Genomic DNA, 17,695 nt, shown 5'->3' with positions numbered 1-17,695 from the left:
AGGGCAACGAGGCTCAGCGGTCCTTGAACTGCGCTTCGCGCTTGGCGATGAAGGCCGCCATGCCTTCCTTCTGGTCTTCGGTGGAAAACGCCGCATGAAACACCCGGCGTTCGAAGCGCACACCTTCGCTGAGGGTGACTTCGAACGCGCGGTTGACGCTTTCCTTGACCATCATGCTCACCGGGATCGACTTGCTGGCGATGGTCGCCGCCACTTTCAGGGCTTCCTCGACCAGCTCGGCCTGCGGCACCACACGGGCCACCAGGCCGGCACGCTCGGCTTCCTCGGCGCCCATCAGGCGGCCGGTCAGGCACAGCTCCATGGCCTTGGCCTTGCCCACTGCGCGGGTCAGGCGCTGGGTACCGCCCATGCCCGGCAGCACGCCGAGGTTGATCTCGGGCTGGCCGAACTTGGCGTTGTCGCCCGCGAGGATGAAGTCGCACATCATGGCCAGCTCACAACCACCACCGAGCGCGAAACCGGACACGGCGGCGATGATCGGCTTGCGCCGGTTGGCGATGCGGTCGGAGTCACTGAACAGATCGTCGACGTAGATCTGCGGATACTTGAGCTCGGCCATTTCCTTGATATCGGCACCGGCCGCGAAGGCCTTGGCGGAACCGGTCAGCACCACGCAGCCGATGTTCGGATCCCTTTCCAGCTGGTCCAGGGCCTGGTTGATCTCCGCGATGATCTGCGCGTTGAGCGCGTTGAGCGCCTGGGGCCGATTGAGGGTGATCAGGCCGACCTTGCCGTGGATGTCCAACAGGATGGTTTCGAATGCCATGCAGACTGCTCCTTCAAAGATTGCGCGCAATGACCATGCGCTGAATGTCGCTGGTGCCTTCGTAGATCTGGCAGACACGCACGTCGCGATAGATCCGCTCCAGCGGGAAGTCGCTCAGATAGCCATAACCGCCGAGCGTCTGCAAGGCATCCGAACAGACCTTTTCGGCCATTTCCGAGGCGAAAAGCTTGGCCATCGACGCTTCCACCAGGGCCGGGCGCCCGGCATCGCGCAGCGCCGCGGCATGCAGCACCATCTGCCGGGCCACGGCAATTTTCGTGGCCATGTCGGCCAGGCGGAAGGCCACGGCCTGGTGTTCGATCAAGGGTTTGCCGAAGCTCTGCCGCTCTTTGGCATAGTCGCGCGCCACCTCGAACGCGGCGCGGGCCATGCCTACCGACTGCGAAGCGATGCCGATGCGGCCGCCTTCGAGGTTGGCCAGGGCGATCTTGTAGCCCTGCCCCTCTTCGCCCAGGCGGCAGGCCACCGGCACACGCACATTGTCGAAGACGATCTGGCAGGTATCGGAGGCGTGCTGGCCGAGCTTGTCCTCGACCCGCGCCACCTGGTAGCCCGGTGTATCGGTGGGCACGATGAATGCGGTGATGCCGCGTTTGCCAGCGTCCGGGTCGGTGACGGCAAAGACGATCACCACCCCGGCGTTCTGCCCGGAGGTGATGAACTGCTTGCTGCCGTTGAGCACGTAATGGTCACCGTCCAGGCGTGCGCGGGTCTTCAGGCTGCTGGCATCGGAACCGGCCTGGGGTTCGGTGAGGGCAAAGGCGCCGATCATCGCGCCACTGGCCAGCGGCGTGAGGAACTGCTGTTTCTGCTGCTCGCTGCCGAACTTGAGGATCGGCACGCAACCCACCGAGTTGTGCACGCTCATGATCGTCGAGCAGGCACCGTCGCCCGCCGCGATCTCCTCCAGGGCCATGGCATAGGCCACGTATCCGGTATCGCTGCCGCCGTACTGTTCCGGCACCAGCATGCCGAACAGGCCCAGTGCCGCCATCTCGTCGATGGCTTCGCGGGGGAAGCGATGGGCCTTGTCCCATTGCTCGGCGAAAGGCCGCAGGCGCTCCTGGGCAAACGCGCGCACGGCGTCGGCGATCTGTTGTTGCTCGTCAGTTACCAGCATGGTTCACCTCAGTACAGGCATTCGACAGCCATGGCCGTGGCCTCGCCACCGCCGATGCAGATGGCCGCCACGCCACGGCGCAGGTTGTTCTGGCGCAGGGCCGACAGCAGGGTCACCAGGATGCGCGCGCCCGAGGCGCCGATCGGGTGGCCCAGGGCGCAGGCGCCGCCGTGGATATTGACCTTGTCATGGGGCAGGTCGAGGTGCTTCATGGCGGCCAGGGTGACCACGGCGAAGGCTTCGTTGATCTCGAACAGATCGACCTCGGACAGGTTCCAGCCCGTGCGCTTCATCAGCTTGTCGATGGCACCGATCGGGGCGGTGGGGAACAGTGCCGGGGCATCGGCGAACGCGGCATGGCCATGGATCACGGCCAGGGGCTTCAAGCCACGTTTTTCGGCCTCTGAGCGGCGCATCAACACCAATGCCGCAGCGCCATCGGAGATCGAGCTGGCGTTTGCCGCGGTCACCGTGCCGCCTTCACGGAAGGCCGGCTTGAGCTGCGGGATCTTGTCCAGGCGTGCCTTGGGCGGCTGCTCGTCGTCCTTGACCAGGCGCTTTTCCTTGCCTTCGGTCACTTCCACCGGGACGATCTCGGCGCTGAAGCGGCCGTTGCTGATCGCCTCCTGGGCGCGGGTCAGCGAGGCGATGGCGAACTGGTCCTGGGCTTCGCGACTGAAGCTGCCGGCCTGGGCGCAGTCCTCGGCGAAGGTGCCCATCAGGCGGCCCTTGTCGTAGGCGTCTTCGAGGCCGTCCATGAACATGTGGTCGATGATCTTGCCATGGCCCATGCGGTAGCCGCCGCGCGCCTTGTCCAGCAAGTAGGGGGCGTTGGTCATGCTTTCCATGCCGCCGGCGACGATGACATCGGCGCTGCCGGCCAGCAGTTGGTCATGGGCCATGATCGCGGCCTGCATGCCCGAGCCGCACATCTTGTTCAGCGTGGTGCAGGTGGTGTGTTTGTCCAGGCCCGCGCCCAGCGCTGCCTGGCGTGCCGGTGCCTGGCCGAGGCCTGCCGGCAGGACACAGCCGAAGAGCACCTGCTCGACGCTGGCGGCATCGATACCGGCGCGCTCGACGGCGGCGCGTATCGCCGCGGCACCCAGCTGTGGCGCGGTCAGGCTCTTGAGGTCACCCTGCAGCCCGCCCATGGGCGTGCGCACGGCGCTGACGATGACGATTGGATCGTTGGCAAGGGTCATGTTCGTTTCTCCTTACTTGGCAGCCATGCGCAGCGCACCGTCGAGGCGGATCACCTCGCCGTTGAGCATGCTGTTCTCGATAATGTGACGGGCCAGCGCCGCGTACTCGACGGGGCGGCCCAGACGTGGCGGGAACGGCACGCCGGCGGCCAGCGAGTCGCGGACTTCCTGGGTCATGCCGGCCATCATCGGGGTTTCGAAAATGCCTGGGGCGATGGTCATTACCCGAATACCGAAGCGCGCCAGCTCCCGGGCAGTTGGCAAGGTCAGGCTGGCGATGGCGCCCTTGGAAGCGGCGTAGGCGGCTTGGCCGATCTGCCCGTCGTAGGCGGCAATCGACGCGGTGTTGATGATCACCCCGCGCTCGCCCTCGGCGTTGGCGGCGCCTTCGGCCATGGCCGCAGCGGCCAGACGCAGCAGGTTGAAGCTGCCGATCAGGTTGACGTTGATGACCTTGGCGAAGCTGGCCAGCCCGTGCGGGCCTTGTTTGCCCAGCACCTTCTCGGCCCCGACGATACCCGCGCAATTGACCAGCCCGTGCAGGCTACCGAAGGCGGCCACGGCAGCATCCACGGCAGCCTTGGCCGCCTGTTCGTCGCTGATGTCGGCGACCGCGAAGCGCGCATTGTCACCCAGTTCGCGTGCCTTGGCCTCGACGGCCTGGGCATTGAGGTCGACCAGCATGACCTTGGCGCCGGCTTCGACCAGCATCTGCGCAGTGGCGGCACCCAGGCCCGAGGCCGCGCCGCTGACGATGAAATTGCTGTTGGCTATCTGCATGATGGGGTTCCTTCAGGCGCTGGCGCGGTTGGCCAGCGCGGCTTGTTGTAGGGCGATTTCCTGATTGCGCAGGATGAAGCGTTGCAGCTTGCCGCTCGGTGTCTTGGGCAGCTCGCTGACGAATTCGATTTCCCGGGGGTAGGCATGGGCGTAGAGGCGCTGGCGCACATGCTGGCGCAGCGTCTCTTCAAGCTCCGGGGTGCCTGTCACACCCGCAGCCAGCACGACGAAGGCCTTGATCAGCTCGGTACGCTCGGGGTCCGGCTTGCCGATCACCGCCGCCTCGATCACCGCAGGGTGCTCGATCAGTGCGCTTTCCACATCGAACGGGCCTACCCGGTAACCGGAAGTGGTAATCACATCGTCGCTGCGACCGACGAAGCTGATGCTGCCATCCTGGTTGAGTTCGACGGTGTCGCCGCTGAGGTAGTACTTGCCGACGAAACTCTTGGTGGGCAGGCCGTGGTAACCGGCAAACCAGCACAGGGGCGACTGCTCGCGATCCACCGCAAGAATACCTGGCTGGCCAGGCGGCAGCTCGACACCCTGCTCGTCGAGCACGACGATGCGGTGACCCGGAATGGCAAAGCCTGCCGAACCAAGATGAACCGGGTGCTGCAGGCCATGATGGTTGCACAGCACCATGCCCAGCTCGGTCTGGCCGTAATGGTCATGGATGGTCACCCCCAGTTCGTCGGCGAACCAGCGAATGACTTCGGGGTTGAGCGGCTCGCCGGCGCTGCTGACCACCCGCAGGCGGCCCTGAATCGGCGCCGAGAACTCGCGCCCGGCAGCGATCAGCAAGCGGTACGCCGTCGGCGAGCCCGCCAGATTGGTGATGCCCAGCTTGTCGATGACCCGTGCGCAGCTCTCGACGCTGAAAGGGCCGTCGTAGAAGGTGGTGGCGTGGCCCAGCGACAGCGGGCCCGTAACGGCGTAGTAGAGCCCGTAGGCCCAGCCCGGGTCGGCCAGGTTCCAGAACCTGTCTTCAGGGCGCAGGTCGATCGCTTCGCGCATGTAGCCCTGGAACGCAACGATCGCCCGCAGCGGCACTTCCAATGGTTTGGCCGGGCCGGTGGTGCCCGAGGTGAACATCAGCAGGAAGGGGTCGTCGCCGCCGCGCAAGACCGGCTCGCACGCTGGCAATGCCGCATCGAGCAAGCGCTGGAAGTCCAGCTCGCCTTCGCCAGCGTTGACGGTGATGGTGACCGGGCACACAGCCAGGTCATCGAGTTTGGGACGGTTGCCCCGGTCGGTGACCACGACCTTGGCACCGGACTGCTCCAGGCGATGCTCGATGGCCTTGGGGCCGAAGGCGGTGAACAGTGGCTGATACACCGCACCCAGGCGCCAGGTGGCGAGAATGGTCACCAGCAGTTCGGGGGTGCGCGGCAACAGGCCGGCAACCCTGTCGCCCGGGCCTACGCCCTGATCCTTGAGGGCATTGGCGAAACGGCTGGCCAGGGCTTGCAACTGCTCGAAACTGAAGCGTTTGCCGTTGCCGTCGCGATCTTCCCAGACCAGGGCTGTCTTGCCCTCGCCCACATGGCGATCACAGCATTCGACACAGGCATTGAGGCCTTTGAGGTTGCCCTGCAGCGCCGTGCTCACGGCATCAGCATAGGCGAACGAACGGACGGCCTCGGCGTAATCGCGCATCGTCAGACTCCTGGTTTTTTATTGTTGGAATCGCACCATAGGTCTGACGATGGTCACGCCAAGGCCGCGCGGGGACAATGGCCAAAGCGTTCAATCTGGATGAGCGGTTTGGCCGCAGGCCCGGCCCGTGACGCCTCGCGGCATCAAGTGCCCTGGCGTTGCCTGGCCAGCGCCTCGCGGGTCAACAGCAGGCACAGTTCATGTTCTGCGCTTTCCCGTTCTGCTTTGAGTGCATCCCAACTGCTCACATACGCTTCGGTCGTCAACTGCTCGGCCTGTGCATCGAGCGCCTCGCCACGCGCGTCGAACGCTGTACTGATCGCCGCGAACGGCTGAGGGTGCTGCTCGCGCAGGTAATCAGTCCAGAAACTCTGGCGCGCCACGCTGTGCGCCACCGCCTCGGGGGTTTGCGCAGCGAGCACCGCTCGCAGGGCCTCCTGCTCGCGCTCCGCGGTAATGTCGGCCAAGGTATTGAAGGTCATCGTCCGTGGCTGGCAAGGCAGGTCGAGCACATCGGCCAGGTGGATGCGGTAGCCAAGCACGATCTCCAGGTCATCGACCACCCCCTCGGCCAACCGCCGCTGGTCAACCGCCTGGAAGGCGAAACGGTCCAGCGCCTCCAGGCGGAACAGGCGCCGCCCCAGGTTCAGCAGTTCTTCCCCGGCTTCTGCGATTGTGCTGCGCTGGCCGGCTTGATAGGCCAGCACCTGAATCTGCAAGCGGCTGAAACGCTCCGCCGTGCTGTCGACGCAACCGAGCGTTTCACCGGCACTGTCGAAGACCCGCCCGCGCAGCGTTGCGTCCTGGTCGATGGCTTCGAGCAGGTTCCATACCTGGTCACCGACATAGCCCCGCTCCCTGCTGTAGTCGCTGCCTTGGGTCAAGTCCTGCAACAGCTCGAACAGCCCTGCGCTGCCCTCCTCGTGCTGCACCCGTTGCCACATCGCCATGCGCGCCTGGCGTCCGACCTGGGGCTGGTCACCCAGCCAGCGGGCCATCAGGTCCTCGCTTGCCTCCGGGAGCCGTGGTGCTTCGCCATGACGGTCCAGCCCGTACAATCGTTCGCGCTCGGCGGCAGAGATCGGATTGCGGGCCAGGTTGAACCTGGCGCGGAAGCTCCACGGCATGCGCAGAAGCTCGGCCGGAACAGCTTCAATCTGATTGTCGCTGAGGTCGGCGAACTGCAGGAAACCGCACTGCTCTATGCCGTCGGGTATGGTCCGCAACTGGCAATGACCGAGGCGAAGGGTCTGCAACCGGGGCAGTTCCTCGAAACGCAGGCTGAGCGAACGCAACGGGTTATGGCTGATATCCAGCACCTCAAGGCGCGCCAACGACAACAGCACTTCCTGGCTGTGCGAACTCATGCGGATCCGGTTGGCCATCAATCGCAGCGAACGCAGCTCGCGAAGGTGTGACAGACCAGCCGGTATGGCCGTCAGGCGATTGTTGGTGAGCACCAGGGTATGTATACGGTCGAAGCAACGCAGGAAATTGGCCGGCACTTCTTCCAATCCCATGCCGGCCAGCACCAGTTCCCCGATATGGCTCATGTCCACTTCGGCTGGCAGCGGCGGCAACTGGCCGATCCGCCAGCCACTGAGGTTCACTCGCATCGCCCCCTGATGGCCGGCCTGACCAACCTCGACCTCCCCCTCCAGGCGCCAGGCCCGACGCAGCTGTTCGGCAAAATGATGTTGCTGGTTGCGCAATGCGCGGTCCGTAGTGGTGGCGCCCCATCGGTTGAGGGCACGATCGAGCTGCGCATAGTTGCGTTCATGTTCGATCAGGTGGTCGAAGGGCGAGCCCGCTTCCTGCAGCAGACGCTGGAAGAAGCTATCGACCTGCGCTTCGCTGAACCCCGGGTACAAGACACGGATACGGTCACGCAGGGTCCTGGTCGAATACTCCCGGCCCGGCACCCGACCGCCAAGCGTGTACCCTACGCGGCCGTCGGGCATGCGAACGCCTGGATTGAACCACGGTGTTTCATCGCGCCAGCCGAGGAGATTGAACAGGCGCTTGCGCTGCGAAGGCAGGCCGGCGGCCAGCTGGTCGCGCAGTTGCCCTCCTGCATTGTCCTGGGCCAAGCCCAGGCCGGTGCGCTCGGTTGGGCCGAGCAACGCCAGCAATGCATCGAAGATGCTGGCCGGTTGCGCGACATCGACGTCGAGTTCCAGCCCTTGCGCGTCATACAGGCTGAAGCCGCCTTCCCGATAGACCAGCACGGTGCGCGAAGTGGCAGGGCCCTGCGGGTCCAGCTGCGCCAGCAGCCGGCCGCTTTCTGTCCCTTTGCGCAACTCCAGGTTGAGCCGCTTGGGCCATTTGGGCAGGTTTCTCAGCAACGCGAATACCAATTCTCCTGTTCCGTCGCTGTAGACGCCCTGCAGGTACAGCCCCTCGAGGGCGCGATTGGCCCGTGTCAGTTGCAACAGCGAACGTGCCTTCGTGGCCAGCGCCAAGGGAACGCGCTGCTCCAGCCGGGCGAGGTGCCTTTCAGCCGGGTCCAGGTCGCGCAAGGCCTCTTGGGCATAGGCGTCAGGCAGATCGGGGAAATCCCGCTTGAGCAATGTCATCACCTCGTCATCCGCAAGCACGGGCGCGGCCAGATGCTCAAGCAATTGACCGCGCCACTGGCGCTGGTCTTCGAGCAGCGCAATGCCGATCTGGGCATCGCTCAGGCGCTGCAGGCCCGGCTGTTTCTTGCACCAGTCGAGGACATCGTCATCCGGGAACACCTCAGGTGACTGCTGCAAACGCTCGAACAACCGCGTGAGCCTCGCATCGGCTTCGAAGCGGCAAAGGGTATCGCGCAGGTTGACCGGCAAAGGGCGATTTTCCACCAGCAACCCGCGCAACTCGTCGCGATCGACCCCGGACACTTGCAGAATGCGTTCGACCTGTTGCGCCTGCAGTGGCGGATCGCTTGGCCACAGTCGGTCCAGCATCAGGGTGCTGTCATCCCATTCCAGTGGGCGCTCCAGGCGCAGGCGCCAGCAACGCTCGCCATTGCCGATCAGCTCAGGTTCGAAGGCGTCGCTGCGCGCAGGATGCCTCAAGCGCCATGGCCCGTACTGCTCTGGCCGATGCACCTCGTAGTAGCGCGTCTCGATGCGCAAGAAGCGCCGCTCACCCTCCCCATACAAACCATCATCCTGCAACGATGCCTGGCCCGGGTCAGCCTCGTAGCCGCTCAAATCATGCGCCCACAAGCGCGGCTCGCCTTCGACATCCACGGGTTCCAGCTCGTCGACAAAGGTGCTGCGCAAGAAACCTCGCGCGACCAGCCCGGCCCCAGCAGCCGTCGCGGCGGTCACCGCCACGATTTCCGCTACACCCAGCAGGTGTTCGGCCGCTTCATGCTGGTGCCCCTGCACCCAGTCGGCGACGCCGTCATACGTCTGCTCGGTCACCTGCACCGCCAGCTGCGCCAACAGCAACTCGCCCAGTCCCGGCACGAACAGGCCGGCGATACCCAGGCCCCCCATACCGATGCCCTCCCAGCGCGACAGCCGGTCCTTGGCATCGCTCTTGTCTGCTTCAGCGGTCGGCACCAGCAGCATGCCGGCATCGGCGCGCAGCCGTTCGACATGGGCATCGGCCAGAGCGGCGAATACATCACCCTCGACCGTCTGGCCATCCAGCTCAAGGTCCGGTTCGCTGTCACGCAGGCGCTTGTCCAGTTTCATCACGAACGCTGCACGCTCGCTCAATTGCACCAGCTCACCGATCCGCCGATGCACAGCCGGGGTCAGCAGGTCGGCGGCCAAGGCCTCATTGAGCCTGGTCAGGTCGGTGAAAAGGCGCAGTGGATGCTGGGTGTCGGCGGGCATGTAGAGCACCGTGCCAGCATCCTCGCCTTCGCTGCCCCGCAACTGGATCAGCAAGGCGTCGAAGGCGACACAGCCCAGCATTCTCAGCGTGCCGGCATACGCGTTGGTCAATTGCTGCGGATGGTCCTGGCTTACCACAGCGCGCACTGCGGCCTGCTCGACGCCGCCAATTTCACCTTTGAGCGCCGCCAGTTCCAAGGCCAGGTTGAAGCCTGTGCGTTTGTGATCGGTCAGTGCATCGCGCACCTCGGCGGTTACCGTTTTGCTCAGCAGTGCCTGGTATTGCTGCCCCGCATCCAGTTCCCGGCAGCGCTGGGAGAAAGCGTTGGCATCGCCCGACAGTAGCGTGCTTTCACCCTTGGCCACCAAACCACTGCCTTCATAGAAAGGCGCTCCCCCTGGAAAATTCTGCATCATCCTCAGCAACGCTGGGCTGCGGAGATAACTGATTTCGTCCTGGGGCAAGCCGATGCCGGGCGAAACCGTCAGTCGGCGTCGCACCTCCAGCCATTCGAGTTTTTCAATCCCCAGGCTGGCCGCCTCGGCACCAAGCAGCCCGGTAAATGCCTGGCGAGCGAACGCCTGGGGCGATGCCAGGACGCGCAGCGCCTTGGCCAGCTTTTCATGGCTGGCGCGGTGGGCCGCGTAGCAGTCCCGTAGTTTGTTGATCTGCCCTTGGGAGGCTTGCTTGAGCCAATGAGGCAGGCGGGACGCCACGAACTGATCCGTGGCGTTGCCGAGTGTGGTGGTTGTAGCTTGCGACATGATTGCACCTGTGCTGGCTGGAAGGGCCCTAACACTGGGCAAGGCCTGCTCGCCATGGCACAGGGAACTCCCCCGGAAGGCCGGTCAACCGCGCCCTCTTTCCAGCCCATCGCCCGCCGCCCCATCCCCCTGCAACACCAGCGTGCGGTAATGCCCCGGGTTGCAGCCGAACCACTTGCGAAAGGCCTTGTAGAACGAGCTGGTGTCGGCGAAGCCCAGGCGTTCGGCAACCTGAGCCAGGCCAATGTCGGCCTCGGCCAACCAACTGATCGCCAGCTCGCGCCGCACGCTGTCCTTCAACCCTTGATAGGTCTGGCCTTCGTCAGCCAGACGGCGGCGCAAGGTCGGTGCCGACATGCACAAGCCCAGCGCCAGGCGCTCGGCATCAGGCCAGGCGGCCGGGTCGGTTTGATGAAGGTCGTGGCGAATGCGCCGAGCCAGGCTGTCCGGGTCGCGGTACTTGACCAGGATGTTGCCGGGAGCCTCCGCCAGAAAGCGCTGCAGGTCTTCTGCCGTGCGCCGGGGCGTCAGCGCCAGGCAATCGGCGGCCATGATCATGCGGGTACGCGGCCGACCGAACTGCAGGTTTTCGGAGAACATCACCCGATAGTCGTCGCAGAACGGCGGCTCGGCGCAGCGCAGGTCGATGGCCAGGATCGGAATGCGCCGCCCGGCCAGCCAACAGGCCACACCGTGCACGATCATCCAGAAAGTGAAGTAGGTGAAGGCCCGTCGCGGCTGCTCGCGGGGTTCGCCGATGACGATCTCGGCCAGGCTGCCCTGGCGCACCAGCACCGGCTGCAGGTCTTCGAGCATCAGGCCGAGGAATCCCAACGCCACGTCCAACGCTTCTCCCAGGCTGGGCTGGGCCATGGCGGCGCGGGCCAGCAGAGCCAGGCTACCGGCACGCAGGCCGCGCGGGTCCATGGCGAAGAACTCATCATTGCAACGCAGCGACAGCAGCCGCCAAAGCTGTGCGTAGGCGCTGGCAGCCACTCGCGCATCCGCCTGTTCGAGCAGGCTGGCATCGATCCCGGCGCGGCGCAGCAGCGCGCCGGCAGCATCACGGTCGGGGCAGCTCTGCAACAGGGCTTCACGCACCAGCTGCATGGAAATCGTGTCTTTCTCGCTCATCGGCCATCCGGCGCCAGGTTGCTCACTGGCGGCCATCTTACGGCAAGCCGGTGTGGCCTCACAGGCTTGCCGCCAAGCCAAGGAACGCCTGGATCAAGCGCAGTTCGCGGCGCCGCTCCAGGCAGCCGAGCATATGCTGGTTGCTCAACCCCTCCCCGGCCAGCGGCCTTGCTACCACACGCGGGTCATGGGCCACCTCGGTAGACGAGACAACGCCAATGCCCAGTTCCGACGCCACCGCCTCGGTCACCGCCTCACGGCTGTCCAGCTCCAGCAGTACCCGTGGCTGTACCTTTGCCTGGGCACAGGCCTTGTCGAAGGTACGCCGGGTAGTCGAGCTCGGTTCGCGCAGCACCATGATCTGCTGATGCAGCGCAGCCAGCGGCAAGTCACCCTCGCCCCTGGCCCAGTCGTGCCCCACCGGCAGCAGCGCACACAAACGTGACTCGCAGAGGTTCTGCAGGTGCAGGCCCTTGCGTGGCTCGATCTCGGTCAACACCGCCACGTCGGCATGCTCGGACAGCAGGGCGGCCAGGGTTTCCTGGGCATTGCCCAGGCGCAGGTTGACGGTGATGCCTGGGTAACGCTCGCGCAGCAGTGCCAGCATGGGCATGACCCGGTGCGGCCCATCGGCCGCTACCTCCAGGCGCCCGGTGAGTAGCTGGCGATTGGCTTCGAGCATGGCCTGGGCCTCTTCGGCCAGGCCGAACATGGCCCGGGTGATGGCCGCCAGGCGAATGCCCTCCTCGGTCAGCTCGACACGCCGCGCGGTGCGCCGCAGCAGGGTGATCTGGTAATGCTCTTCGAGCGCCTTGACGTGCCCGGTCACCGCCGGCTGGCTGATGAACAGACGCTCGGCGGCACGGGTGAAGCTGCCCTCACGGGCGACGGCATCGAATGCGCGCAACTGGAAAAGGTTCATTTTGTATCGGCCTGACTTATGGCTGGCATAACAACAAACAATTTGATTGATAGCTCGGCGAATTGCAACCTAGGCCCCGTAGTTTCAGCGCCCACCCAACCGGCGAAACCCGCAGCTTGAGAGGAACCACGGAATGAGCAACGCCCCGATTCTGCTGACCCCCGGCCCACTGACCACATCCCTGCGCACCCGCCAAGCCATGCTGGTGGACTGGGGTTCCTGGGACCGCGATTTCAACCAACTGACCGCCAGCGTCTGCGAGCAACTGCTGGCGATCATCGACGGCAGCGCCAGCCACCACTGCGTGCCTCTGCAAGGCAGCGGCACCTTCGCCGTGGAAGCCGCCATCGGTACCCTGGTGCCGCGTGACGGCAAGGTCCTGGTACTGATCAATGGCGCCTACGGCCAACGCCTGGCGAAGATCTGCAAAGTGCTGGGCCGCACCTACAGCACCTTCGAAACCGCCGAAGACCAGCCGACCACCGCCGCCGACGTCGACCGCCTGCTGGCCGCCGACCCGGCCGTGACCCACGTGGCACTGATCCACTGCGAAACCAGCACCGGCATCCTCAACCCGCTGCCAGAGATCGCCCAGGTGGTCAAAGGCCACGGCAAACGCCTGATCATCGACGCCATGAGCTCGTTCGGCGCACTGCCGATCGATGCCCGCGAAGTGCCCTTCGAGGCGCTGATCGCCGCCTCCGGCAAGTGCCTGGAAGGCGTACCGGGCATGGGCTTCGTGTTCGCCGAGAAAACTGCCCTGGCCGCCGCCGAAGGCAATGCCCATTCGCTGGCCATGGACCTGCACGACCAGCACGCCTACATGGCCAAGACCGGCCAATGGCGCTTCACCCCGCCCACCCACGTGGTCGCCGCCCTGCACGAAGCGCTGCAGCAGTACAGCGAGGAAGGCGGCCTGCCCGCGCGTCACCAACGCTATGCCGACAACTGCAAGACCCTGCTCGATGGCATGGCCGCCATTGGCCTGCGCAGCTTCCTGCCGGCCGAGATCCAGGCACCGATCATCGTCACCTTCCACGCACCGGATGATGCCCGCTACCAGTTCAAGGACTTCTACGAGCGGGTCAAGGCCAAGGGTTTCATCCTTTACCCGGGCAAGCTGACCCAGGTCGAGACCTTCCGCGTCGGCTGCATCGGCGTGGTCGGAGCCGATGGCATGCAAGCCGCTGTGAATGCCGTGGCCGAAGTGCTGCGGGAAATGGAAGTGCTGGACATCTGACCCTCTGCCCAACCAATTTCAGGAAAATGCGCACATGAACTACAGCAATCCTACCCAGCTGCAAGCCGCCATCCTCGACTGGGCCGGCACCGTGGTCGATTTCGGCTCCTTCGCCCCGACCCAGATCTTCGTCGAAGCCTTCGCCGAGTTCGACGTGCAGGTATCGATCGAGGAAGCCCGCGGCCCGATGGGGATGGGCAAGTGGGACCACATCCGCACCCTGTGCGACGTGCCGGAAATCGCCGAGCGCTACCGCAAGGTGTTCGGCCGCACCCCGACCGACGACGATGTCACGGCCATCTACAACCGCTTCATGCCGCTGCAGATCGAGAAGATCGCCGTGCATTCGGCGCTGATCCCCGGTGCCCTGGACACCCTCACCGGCTTGCGCCAGGACGGCCTGAAGATCGGCTCGTGCTCGGGCTACCCGAAAGTGGTGATGGACAAGGTGGTGGAGCTGGCGGCGCAGAACGGCTATGTCGCCGACCATGTGGTGGCGACCGATGAAACCCCGAATGGCCGCCCATGGCCGGCCCAGGCGCTGGCCAACGTGATTGCCCTGGGCATTGATGATGTGGCGGCGTGCGTCAAGGTCGACGACACCGTGCCGGGTATTCTCGAAGGGCGCCGTGCGGGTATGTGGACCGTAGCGCTGGTGTGCTCGGGTAATGCCCTGGGGCTGACCTGGGAAGGCTACCAGGCACTGAGCGTGGAAAAGCTGGAAAGCGAGCGCAAGCGTATTCACACGCTGTTCGAAGCGTCGCGCCCGCACTACCTGATCGACACCATCAATGATTTGCCCGAGGTGATTGCCGACATCAACCGTCGCTTGGCCAAGGGCGAGATGCCACAGGCCTTCTGACAGATCTGCGTTGCAGCTATCGCTGCGGTTCGTCGCCACGACAAGCCAGCTCCCACAGGTACAGTGCAAGCTTCAAGGCCTGCGCCGTACCTGTGGGAGCCGGCTTGCCGGCGATAAGGCCCTCAGACAGCCCGGTTCAGCTTCACCCAGGACGCAAACTTGTCGATGAACCCCTGCAGGAACGGCCGGGTCTTGTCGCTGAGCTTGCCACTCTCTTCGAACAGGTTCGCCGCCCCACCCAGATAAGCCTCGGGCATCTGCATGCAGGGCATGTCGAGGAACACCAGCGACTGGCGCACGGCATGGTTGGCACCAAAGCCGCCAATGGCCCCCGGCGACACACTCACCACCGCCGCCGGTTTGCCACTCCAGGCACTCTGCCCATAGGGCCGCGAGCCGACGTCGATAGCGTTCTTCAGGCCGCCCGGCACCGAGCGGTTGTACTCTGGGGTGACGAACAGCACCGCATCACTGCGACGGATTTCGTCGCGAAAGCGCTTCCACGGCTCGGGCACACCAGCGGCCTCGACGTCCTCGTTGTACAGCGGCAGGTCGCCGATCTCGACAATCTTCAGGGCAAGGCCGGACGGCGCCAGCTCTGAAAGGGCGCGGGCCACCTTGCGGTTGTAGGAATCCTTGCGCAAGCTGCCGACGACAACCGCTACCGAATACACCTGGCTCATGGCGATTTCCAACCTTTGCTGGCTTAAGAGACGTTCTAGTTATAGATGACCGTTCCTCGGCCCCAAGGTTTTTTTTGTCGGCAACGTAAACTCCGGCCTTGTTGTACGGTCTATCGGTCCAGACATTTCCTACGTAATTCAGAGGTTTTCACCTAAATGGCAGCAGTAATGGTCGGCCAGTTCCACGCCCGAGACGCCGAAGGCCGCATCTACCCCGTTCACGAATTCCAAGAGTCGACCCTGCAAAACGACGGCAGCGTCATGGGCGCGCCGATCACCACCTATCGCCTGGCCATTGGCGACCGCGTCAATCACCTGGGTGCGGACCGTTTCGAGCTGGCGCGCACCGGCGTCGAGATCATTCGTATTCCTTGATGCAGTCCACGGTGTACTGGCCGCTTTCGTTCTGCAGGCCGTGCACATCGGCGACAAAACCGGGGAAGCCGCTGTTGAAGGCGCGGGCAAAGGCCAGATAGTCGAGAATCGAGCGGGTCGCTTCGGTGAACCGCTCACCCGGCATGATCAACGGAATGCCCGGTGGGTAGGGCACCAGCATGACCGCCGCGACCCGACCCAGCAGCGCCTCGATCGGTACCGCCTCCACTTCGCCGCGCACCATCAGGTCGTAGGCCCGCGCCGGGGTCATGGCCACCTGGGGCAAACGCGTGAACAGGCGCTTGAGCTGCTTGGCCGTGGCATTGGTGCGGTAGCAGGCGTGCAGCTGGTCACACAGGTCGCGCAGGCCCATGCCATGGTAGCGTGACGCGTCGACCGCGACGATGCTGGGCAGGGAGGTGCCGAGCGCGGTATTGCCGTCATAGTGGCGCTTGAACTCCAGCAATTCGGTCAGCAGCGTGCTCCACTTGCCCTTGGTGATACCCATCGAGAACAGCACCAGGAAGCTGTAAAGGCCGGTCTTCTCCACCACCAGCCCCCGCTCCCAGAGAAACTTGCTGACCACCGCCGCCGGTATGCCGTGCTCACCCAGTACACCACCGGCGCTCAAGCCAGGCATCACCAACGTCACCTTCAAGGGGTCGAGCAGTACGTAGTCGTCGGCCACCTCGCCAAAGCCATGCCACTCGGCGCTGGGCTGCAACAGCCAGTCCTGGGCATCGAGGCGCTGGATACCCTCCGCCGCCGGCGGCTGCCAGATGCTGAACCACCAGTCATCGGCCGCGATATGTTCGCGCAGGTTGGCCAGGGCACGGCGAAAGCTCAAGGCCTCGTCGAACATCTCCTGCAACAGCGAACGCCCCGCCGGCCCCTCCATCATCGCCGACGCCACATCCAGCGAGGCGAGGATGCTGTATTGCGGCGAGGTGGAGATGTGCATCATGAACGCTTCATTGAACCGGTCGCGGTCCAACTGTCGCTGCGCGCCGTCCTGCACATGAATCATCGACGCCTGGCTGAAGGCGGCGAGCAGCTTGTGGGTGGAATGGGTGCTGAACACCAGCGGGCTTTGCGCGTTGCACAGGGTGCCCATGGCGTAGCGCTCGGCGAAAAAGTCGTGGAAGGCCGCGTAGGCGAACCAGGCCTCGTCGAAATGCAGCACTTCGACACTGGGCCCCAGCACCTGCTTGATCAGGCCTGCGTGATAGCACAGGCCGTCGTAGGTCGAGTTGGTCACCACCGCCAGCTTGATCCGCGGCTCACGGCCCTGCGCCAGGGGGTTGGCGTGTATTTTTGCCTGGATCGCCTCGGGTGTGAATTCGCTGAGCGGGATCGGCCCGATAATGCCCAGCTCGTTGCGCTCGGGGCAAAGATAAATGGGGATGGCGCCGGTCATGATGATGGCGTGCACCACCGACTTGTGGCAGTTGCGGTCCACCAGCACCAGGTCGTCACGGCCGACCATCGCGTGCCAGACGATCTTGTTGGCGGTGGAGGTGCCATTGATCACGAAAAACGTATGGTCGGCGCCGAAATTGCGCGCTGCACGGGCTTCGGCCTGGGCCAGCGGGCCGGTATGGTCGAGCAGCGAGCCCAGCTCGGGCACCGATACGGACAAGTCCGAGCGCAGGGTGTTTTCCCCGAAGAACTGGTGAAACGCCTGGCCCACCGGGCTTTTGCGGTAGGCCACGCCACCGCCGTGGCCGGGGGTATGCCAGGAATAGTTGGACTGCGCGGTGTGCTGCACCAGGGCCTTGAAGAACGGTGGCAACAGGCCGTCGAGGTAATTGTGCGCTGCACGCGCCACCTGACGGGCGAGAAAGGGCACGGTGTCTTCGAACAGGTAGAGAATGCCGCGCAACTGGTTGAGCTCGCCCATGGCCTCGGCGGGAGCGTTCTCCAGGGTGACCTGCTCGCCGAGGGCGAAGATCGGCAGGTTGGGCGCACGTGCACGGGCCAGGCGGATGAGTTCGGCGATGTTTTCCAGCAGGTGTGTGTTGGCACCGACGCCTTCGGCGGCAATCAACATGCAGGCCAGGCCGTGGTGGGTGGCGGCGACCAGGCGCGCTTCGGCGTGGTCGGCGGCGGCAAGGATGTCGAAGCCGTCCTGGCGCAGTTCCTCGGCGATGCCACGGATGCGCGCGCCGGCGACGCTGTCGGCCTTGATGGCGCGGTGGACGATGAGGATGGGGAACTTGAGGTCCTTGTACATCAGGCGGCTACCTCCGAAGGACGGATCGTCCCTCTCAGGGTAGTAGAGCCTGATGGTTACAGTACCGGCCCTATCGCCG

13 protein-coding genes are annotated in these 17,695 nt (G+C 64.8%); 3 read left to right on the top strand and 10 right to left on the bottom strand.

The annotated features are described in order from the left end of the window. Positions 1-13: 13 nt before the first annotated feature. The 8 genes from PMI38_RS23065 to PMI38_RS23030 all read right to left on the bottom strand — a co-directional run bounded on the left by PMI38_RS23065 (position 14) and on the right by PMI38_RS23030 (position 12,223). A complete protein-coding gene (locus tag PMI38_RS23065; protein WP_008099503.1) occupies positions 14-787 on the bottom strand; it encodes an enoyl-CoA hydratase in 774 nt (257 codons plus the stop codon). 13 nt (positions 788-800) lie between these two features. Beyond that, a complete protein-coding gene (locus PMI38_RS23060) occupies positions 801-1,928 on the bottom strand; it encodes an acyl-CoA dehydrogenase (RefSeq protein WP_008099501.1) in 1,128 nt (375 codons plus the stop codon). Positions 1,929-1,936: 8 nt separating this feature from the next. Further along, positions 1,937-3,130 (bottom strand): acetyl-CoA C-acyltransferase, encoded by a 1,194-nt coding sequence (locus PMI38_RS23055; RefSeq protein WP_008099498.1) that lies wholly within the window; start codon positions 3,128-3,130, stop codon positions 1,937-1,939. 12 nt (positions 3,131-3,142) lie between these two features. After that, positions 3,143-3,910, bottom strand: coding sequence for an SDR family NAD(P)-dependent oxidoreductase (locus PMI38_RS23050; RefSeq protein WP_008099496.1), 768 nt, complete (start codon positions 3,908-3,910; stop codon positions 3,143-3,145). Between the two features lie 12 nt (positions 3,911-3,922). Beyond that, positions 3,923-5,569, bottom strand: coding sequence for an acyl-CoA synthetase (locus PMI38_RS23045; RefSeq protein ID WP_008099494.1), 1,647 nt, complete (start codon positions 5,567-5,569; stop codon positions 3,923-3,925). Between the two features lie 143 nt (positions 5,570-5,712). Then, complete coding sequence (locus PMI38_RS23040; RefSeq protein ID WP_008099492.1) at positions 5,713-10,167, bottom strand: NEL-type E3 ubiquitin ligase domain-containing protein; 4,455 nt, start codon at positions 10,165-10,167, stop codon at positions 5,713-5,715. A gap of 84 nt (positions 10,168-10,251) precedes the next feature. After that, on the bottom strand, positions 10,252-11,301 hold the full coding sequence (locus tag PMI38_RS23035; RefSeq protein ID WP_008099490.1) for an AraC family transcriptional regulator: 1,050 nt from the start codon (positions 11,299-11,301) through the stop codon (positions 10,252-10,254). Positions 11,302-11,359: 58 nt separating this feature from the next. Further along, entirely contained in the window at positions 11,360-12,223 is an 864-nt protein-coding gene (locus tag PMI38_RS23030; RefSeq protein ID WP_008099487.1) for a LysR substrate-binding domain-containing protein, read from the bottom strand. A 133-nt stretch (positions 12,224-12,356) separates the two neighbouring features. Between PMI38_RS23030 and PMI38_RS23025 the strand changes: the two genes are divergently transcribed. Beyond that, on the top strand, positions 12,357-13,463 hold the full coding sequence (locus tag PMI38_RS23025) for a 2-aminoethylphosphonate--pyruvate transaminase (RefSeq protein WP_008099484.1): 1,107 nt from the start codon (positions 12,357-12,359) through the stop codon (positions 13,461-13,463). 34 nt (positions 13,464-13,497) lie between these two features. Further along, positions 13,498-14,325: a phosphonoacetaldehyde hydrolase gene (phnX, locus tag PMI38_RS23020; protein ID WP_008099482.1), complete on the top strand. Its 828-nt coding sequence runs from the start codon at positions 13,498-13,500 to the stop codon at positions 14,323-14,325. A 122-nt stretch (positions 14,326-14,447) separates the two neighbouring features. On the opposite strand, the gene PMI38_RS23015 is transcribed toward phnX, so the two are convergent. Further along, positions 14,448-15,008: an NADPH-dependent FMN reductase gene (locus tag PMI38_RS23015; protein ID WP_008099480.1), complete on the bottom strand. Its 561-nt coding sequence runs from the start codon at positions 15,006-15,008 to the stop codon at positions 14,448-14,450. A gap of 156 nt (positions 15,009-15,164) precedes the next feature. Here PMI38_RS23015 and PMI38_RS23010 point away from each other — a divergent pair, with 156 nt between their 5' ends. Further along, entirely contained in the window at positions 15,165-15,383 is a 219-nt protein-coding gene (locus PMI38_RS23010; protein ID WP_008099478.1) for a hypothetical protein, read from the top strand. On the opposite strand, the gene PMI38_RS23005 is transcribed toward PMI38_RS23010, so the two are convergent. Beyond that, positions 15,367-17,616: an Orn/Lys/Arg decarboxylase N-terminal domain-containing protein gene (locus PMI38_RS23005; protein WP_008099476.1), complete on the bottom strand. Its 2,250-nt coding sequence runs from the start codon at positions 17,614-17,616 to the stop codon at positions 15,367-15,369. The genes PMI38_RS23010 and PMI38_RS23005 overlap by 17 nt on opposite strands. Positions 17,617-17,695 lie beyond the last annotated feature (79 nt).

The organism is Pseudomonas sp. GM84 (assembly GCF_000282535.1).
GTDB lineage: Bacteria > Pseudomonadota > Gammaproteobacteria > Pseudomonadales > Pseudomonadaceae > Aquipseudomonas.
The sequence above is the reverse complement of the archived record's forward strand: the minus strand, read 5'-3'. Positions and strand labels throughout refer to the sequence as shown.